This window comes from Klebsiella sp. 28, assembly GCF_018223905.1.
Lineage (GTDB): Bacteria > Pseudomonadota > Gammaproteobacteria > Enterobacterales > Enterobacteriaceae > Klebsiella > Klebsiella pneumoniae.
In genome coordinates, this window is the sequence record NZ_JAGRQY010000113.1 from 26,024 (window position 1) to 32,196 (window position 6,173).

Here is a 6,173-nt window from a genome sequence, read left to right on the forward strand (position 1 = left end):
CAATTACTTACGCTTTAAGCTGGCTAATACGGCAAATGGGTTTGGTTTTTGTGCCTCTTCAGGCAGTTCGCCAAAGACCATGTCCGCGTCGGACACTTCACAGTGTTCAGAATCATGCACCGGAACTACGGGCAGGGAGAGGATAATTTCATCCTCGACCATTGCCTGCAGGTCGATTTCACCGAATTCGTTAACCTCAATCGGCTCATACGCTTCCGGTAGTGCTTCGGCCTGTTCGTCATTTCTGACGGGGCTAAAACAATACGTGGTGTGGACGTGATGGGAGAACGGTTTCCCGCAACGCTGGCATTCGAGAGTTACCGTTACCTTTGCATCGCCAGTAATAACGGCGAGACGCTGGTTATCGATAGCGAACGACATGCTGCATTCCACATCGCTGTCCACGCTGACTACAGAATCGGTTACACGTTCAACCTGATCGCGGGCATAGATGCCTTCGTAATCAAGGCGTTTTTGAGCCGTGCGTACCGGATCAAGAGTCAGGGGTAATTTTACCTTTTGCATAGGGCGCGCATATTAACTTTGTAATGTCATAGAGTCAAAGAAAAAGGCAGCCTCAGGTTGCCTTTTGCCATTTATTCGCACACATTGCGGCGCATAGTTTAAGATGATGCTCTGCGAAGCGCTATATGTGGATGAAAAAATATGTCTGATCTTATCCTCGCGTCAACCTCTCCCTGGCGGCGCATGCTGCTGGAAAAACTGGGTTTACCGTTTGAATGTGCCGCGCCTGACGTCGACGAAACGCCCCGGCCTGATGAATCCGCACGTCAGCTTGTCACCCGGCTGGCGCAGGCCAAAGCGCAAAGTCTGGCCACACGCTTCCCTAATCACCTTATTATAGGCTCCGATCAGGTTTGCGTACTGGACGGTGAAATCACCGGCAAACCGCACACCGAGGAAAATGCCCGCAGGCAGTTAAGAAAGGCCAGCGGGTCAATCATTACCTTTTATACCGGACTGGCGCTGTACAACTCTGCCAGCGGCCATCTGCAAACCGAATGCGAGCCCTTTGACGTCCACTTCCGCCATCTCAGCGATAAAGAGATCGAAGGCTATGTGCGTAAAGAGAACCCGCTGCAGTGCGCCGGGAGTTTTAAGAGCGAGGGGTTAGGTATTACGCTGTTCGAACGGCTGGAAGGCCGCGACCCGAACACCCTGGTCGGTTTACCCTTAATCGCGCTCTGTCAGATGCTGCGCCGCGAAAATTACAACCCGCTGTTAGGTTGAGGTAAAAAAACGGCGGAACTGATTCCGCCGTTGCACTTATTTGCTCTTCCGTAGCACCTGTAGACAGTGCTTCAGCTGGTTATCCAGCGGCGCCTCAACGCGCATCACCTCCCCGCTCCCCGGGTGGGTAAACTTCAGCGCAGCAGCGTGGAGGAACAGGCGGTTTAAGCCGGTACCAGTGAGTTGCTTGTCAAATTCGCGGTCGCCATAGCGGTCGTCAAAGGCGATAGGATGGCCGGCATACTGGGTATGAACGCGGATCTGATGCGTGCGGCCGGTGACCGGGCTGCAGCGCACCAGCGTGGCGAATTCGTAACGCTCTTCCACTTTAAAGCGCGTCTCCGACGGCTTGCCTTCCTGACTCACGCGAACGATGCGCTCCCCGCTCTGCAGAATATTCTTCAACAGCGGGGCCTGGACCACTTTGGTATGCGACTGCCACTGGCCGCGCACCAGCGCCAGATAATCTTTCTGCATGCCTTTATCGCGCAGTTGCTCGTGCAGCGAACGCAGCGCTGAGCGCTTTTTCGCCACCAGCAGCACGCCAGAGGTATCCCGGTCGAGACGATGCACCAGCTCAAGGAAGCGCGCCTCCGGGCGCAGGGCGCGCAGCCCTTCAATCACGCCGAAGCTCAGGCCGCTGCCGCCGTGTACCGCGGTACCAGAAGGCTTATTGAGCACCAGAATATGATCGTCTTCATAGAGGATCACCTCAGAGAGCGCGGCCACTTTCTGCAGGTGCGGCGATACCGCCTCTTCTTCACGCTCCGCCACGCGTACCGGCGGGATACGGACTTCATCGCCCGCTTCCAGCTTATACTCCGGCTTCACGCGCTTTTTGTTTACCCGCACCTCGCCTTTACGCAGGATGCGATAAATCATGCTCTTCGGTACGCCTTTCAATTGCGTACGCAAAAAGTTGTCGATACGTTGCCCCGCTTCATCAGCAGCAATGGCAACCATTTTTACGGTTGGGGTCTCAGTTTTCATGGTGCGCGATTCTAAATAGCCGGACGCATTAGCGCCACTCATTTTTATATGCTTATATTTATCATTATCCTGTTTTCACGGTTTACCTGACCGCCATTTTGTTTGTTATTAGAACAATCTGTATGGGCAGGTGATAAAACTGTGAGTAACCGGGTGATAAAAGGTGAAAGTCAACTTGCTATAACAAGGTTAGCAATGGAATAATGAGACCGTTTTCCGTATTGCATCTTGTTAGAACAAGACATTAGCGGAATGACCAATTTTGTCTGACCGATCGCCCACGCAGCAATGGCGTAAGACGTTGTGATCTTTCAGACAGTTAGCGGGCTGCGGGTTGCAGTCCTTACCGGTACAGGCTCTATGGATTTCAAGTCGCAGGAAGGCGTCAACTCCGGGACTCCCGGGAGCTCATCTGGATCGCCAGATCGAGGTGAGCAGGTTAAGCCACCATGCCTGCAACGCGAAAGACGACGAGTATAAATGGAATATTCTCTGGTGATACATCCCAGGCTGTTCCCCTGAATAATTGCGCTGTGTTTCCGTTTGAAACACAGGCGACCGACACTCTGCGCCTCTTAAGCGCGCGACAACCGTGAGGTTGGCGACGTGAACCAGACACGAGGCCATCGGTTTTCCCCCGGAAAGGCATTACTCTGCCCGCAGCTTAGTCGTCAATGTAAGAATAATGAGTAAGTTACGATGAAAAGAATGTTAATCAACGCAACTCAGCAGGAAGAGTTGCGCGTCGCCCTTGTTGATGGGCAGCGCCTGTACGACCTGGATATCGAAAGCCCCGGGCACGAACAGAAAAAAGCGAACATCTACAAAGGCAAAATCACCCGCATTGAACCCAGCCTTGAAGCCGCGTTTGTTGATTACGGCGCCGAGCGTCATGGTTTCCTCCCCCTCAAAGAAATCGCCCGCGAATACTTCCCCGCCAACTACAATGCGCATGGTCGTCCTAATATCAAAGACGTACTGCGGGAAGGTCAGGAAGTTATCGTGCAGATTGATAAAGAAGAACGCGGCAACAAAGGCGCTGCGCTCACCACCTTTATCAGCCTGGCGGGCAGCTATCTGGTACTGATGCCGAACAACCCGCGCGCCGGGGGAATTTCCCGCCGTATCGAGGGCGACGACCGTACCGAACTGAAAGAAGCGCTGGCGAGCCTGGAGCTTCCGGACGGCATGGGCCTGATCGTTCGCACCGCTGGCGTCGGCAAATCCGCCGAAGCCCTGCAGTGGGACCTTAGCTTCCGCCTGAAGCACTGGGAAGCGATTCAGAAAGCCGCGGAAAGCCGTCCGGCGCCGTTCCTGATCCACCAGGAAAGCAACGTCATTGTCCGCGCCTTCCGTGACTACCTGCGCCAGGACATCGGCGAAATCCTGATCGATAACCCGAAAGTGCTTGAGCTGGCGCGCCAGCATATCGCCGCGCTGGGTCGTCCGGATTTCAGCAGCAAAATCAAACTGTACACCGGTGAAATCCCGCTGTTCAGCCATTATCAGATCGAATCGCAAATTGAGTCCGCCTTCCAGCGCGAAGTGCGCCTGCCTTCCGGCGGGTCTATCGTTATCGATAGCACCGAAGCGCTGACCGCGATCGATATCAACTCCGCCCGCGCCACCCGCGGCGGCGATATCGAAGAGACAGCCTTCAATACCAACCTCGAAGCGGCTGACGAAATTGCCCGCCAGCTGCGTCTGCGCGACCTCGGCGGCCTGATCGTTATCGACTTCATCGATATGACCCCGGTTCGCCACCAGCGCGCCGTGGAGAATCGTCTGCGCGAAGCCGTCCGTCAGGACCGGGCGCGCATTCAGATCAGCCATATTTCGCGCTTCGGCCTGCTGGAGATGTCCCGTCAGCGCCTGAGCCCGTCGCTGGGCGAGTCCAGCCACCACGTCTGCCCGCGCTGCTCCGGCACCGGCACCGTGCGTGATAACGAATCGCTGTCGCTCTCTATTCTGCGTCTGATCGAAGAAGAAGCGCTGAAAGAGAATACCAAAGAAGTCCACGCCATTGTTCCGGTACCGATCGCCTCCTATCTGCTGAACGAAAAACGTGCCGCAGTGAGCGCTATCGAATCCCGTCAGGGCGATGTGCGCGTTATTATCGTGCCAAACGACGAAATGCAAACGCCGCACTACTCCGTCCTGCGCGTGCGCAAAGGTGAAGAAACCTCAACGCTGAGCTATCTGCTGCCGAAGCTGCATGAAGAAGAAATGGCGCTGCCAGGCGACGATGAGCCGGCGGAGCGGAAACGTCCGGAACAGCCGGCCCTGGCCGCTTTTGTCATGCCAGATGCGCCGCCAGCCCCGATGCTCGAAGAGCCTGCCGCCGCGCCTGTCGCCGCAGCGGCACCGGTCGCGGCCGCCGCACCGGCGCAGCCTGGCCTGCTCTCACGCTTCTTCAGCGCGCTGAAGAATATCTTCTCTGGCGCCGAAGAGGCCAAACCGGCTGAAGTTCAGGTCGAGAAGAAAGCGGAAGAAAAACCGGAGCGTCAGCAGGAGCGTCGTAAACCGCGCGCCAACAACCGCCGCGACCGCAACGACCGCCGTGATAACCGCGACAATCGTGACAACCGCGATAACCGTGACAATCGCGACACCCGTGCGGACAATGCCGAGGGCCGTGAACCGCGCGAATCGCGTGAAGAGAACCGTCGCAACCGTCGCGAGAAGCCGTCGCAGAACGTGGAAGCCCGTGATGTTCGCCAAACCTCAGGCGACGACGCGGAGAAAGCGAAATCCCGTGACGAGCAGCAGCCGCGCCGCGAACGCACCCGCCGCCGCAGTGACGACAAACGTCAGGCGCAGCAGGAAGCCAAAGCTCAGACTCGCGAAGAGCCGGTTGTGCAGGAGACGGAGCAGGAAGAGCGTGTACAAACTCTGCCGCGTCGTAAACCGCGCCAGCTGGCACAGAAAGTGCGCGTTGAGTCCGCTGTCGTCGAGCCAGTTGCCGAGATCGTGCCAGAAGCCGTAGTGGCTGAAGTTATCGCTCCGCACAGCGAGCCGGTGAAAGCCGAGCTGCCGGCAGGGGTGGAGAGCGTGGCGGACCAGGACGAAAATGGCGAATCCCGTGAAGCGAACGGTATGCCGCGTCGCTCACGTCGCTCCCCGCGTCACCTGCGCGTCAGCGGTCAGCGTCGTCGTCGCTATCGTGACGAACGCTATCCGACCCAGTCGCCTATGCCGCTGACCGTAGCCTGCGCATCGCCGGAGATGGCTTCCGGTAAAGTCTGGATCCGCTACCCGGTGGTTCGTCCGCAGGATCAGCAGCCGGAAGAGGTTCAGGTTCAGGACGCCAGCGTCGCGAAAACTGTCGAGGCCGTAGCGGCCCCGGTCGCCGTCGTTGAAACCGTTACCGCTGCGCCGGTCACCGTCGAGCCGGCTACCATGGAACCAGTAACCGCTGAGCCGGTAGTCGTCGAGCCAGCGCCTCAGGAGCCGGTCACCGAAGCACCGGCTGTCGAAGCGCCTCAGGCTATCGCGCCAGTGACGCTCGACGCCGAGCCGGTGGTGGTAGAACCTGAAGCGGTGGAAACGACGCCTGTCGTTGCAGCGCCAGTGGAAACTATCGCCCCGGTCGCAGAAACCGTGGAGCAAGCGCCAGTGACCGAAGCGGCCCCTGCCGAACCGGTCAAAGCCGAGCCCCCGGTGAGCAAGCCGGTCGTAGTGGCGGGTCATCGCCATGCCACCGCGCCAATGACCCGTGCGCCAGCTCCGGACTATGTCCCGGAAGCACCGCGTCACAGCACCTGGGTGCGCCCGCCGTTCGCCTTTGAAGGTAAAGGCGCCGCCGGTGGTCATAGCGCGACCCATAAAGCCACCGCTGAACCGACTCGCCCACAGCCCGTCGAGTAAGCGTGCTTAATAAAAAAACCGGCCTTTGGCCGGTTTTTTTATGCGCTTTGCGGACGCTGCATCCC

Annotated in this window: 4 protein-coding genes; 2 read left to right on the top strand and 2 right to left on the bottom strand. The window is 57.7% G+C overall.

Annotated elements, in window-relative coordinates; genetic code table 11:
- Positions 1-3: 3 nt before the first annotated feature.
- Positions 4-525 (bottom strand): 23S rRNA accumulation protein YceD, encoded by a 522-nt coding sequence (gene yceD, locus KHQ28_RS19385; RefSeq protein ID WP_002899276.1) that lies wholly within the window; start codon positions 523-525, stop codon positions 4-6.
- Between the two features lie 141 nt (positions 526-666).
- Here yceD and KHQ28_RS19390 point away from each other — a divergent pair, with 141 nt between their 5' ends.
- Complete coding sequence (locus KHQ28_RS19390; RefSeq protein ID WP_002899273.1) at positions 667-1,251, top strand: nucleoside triphosphate pyrophosphatase; 585 nt, start codon at positions 667-669, stop codon at positions 1,249-1,251.
- 36 nt (positions 1,252-1,287) lie between these two features.
- On the opposite strand, the gene rluC is transcribed toward KHQ28_RS19390, so the two are convergent.
- A complete protein-coding gene (gene rluC / locus KHQ28_RS19395; RefSeq protein WP_085921729.1) occupies positions 1,288-2,241 on the bottom strand; it encodes a 23S rRNA pseudouridine(955/2504/2580) synthase RluC in 954 nt (317 codons plus the stop codon).
- Between the two features lie 699 nt (positions 2,242-2,940).
- On the opposite strand from rluC, the gene rne reads away from it, so the two are divergent.
- The gene (gene rne / locus KHQ28_RS19400; protein ID WP_055314399.1) at positions 2,941-6,108 is read left to right on the top strand and encodes a ribonuclease E; all 3,168 of its coding nucleotides are present in this window, start codon (positions 2,941-2,943) and stop codon (positions 6,106-6,108) included.
- Positions 6,109-6,173 lie beyond the last annotated feature (65 nt).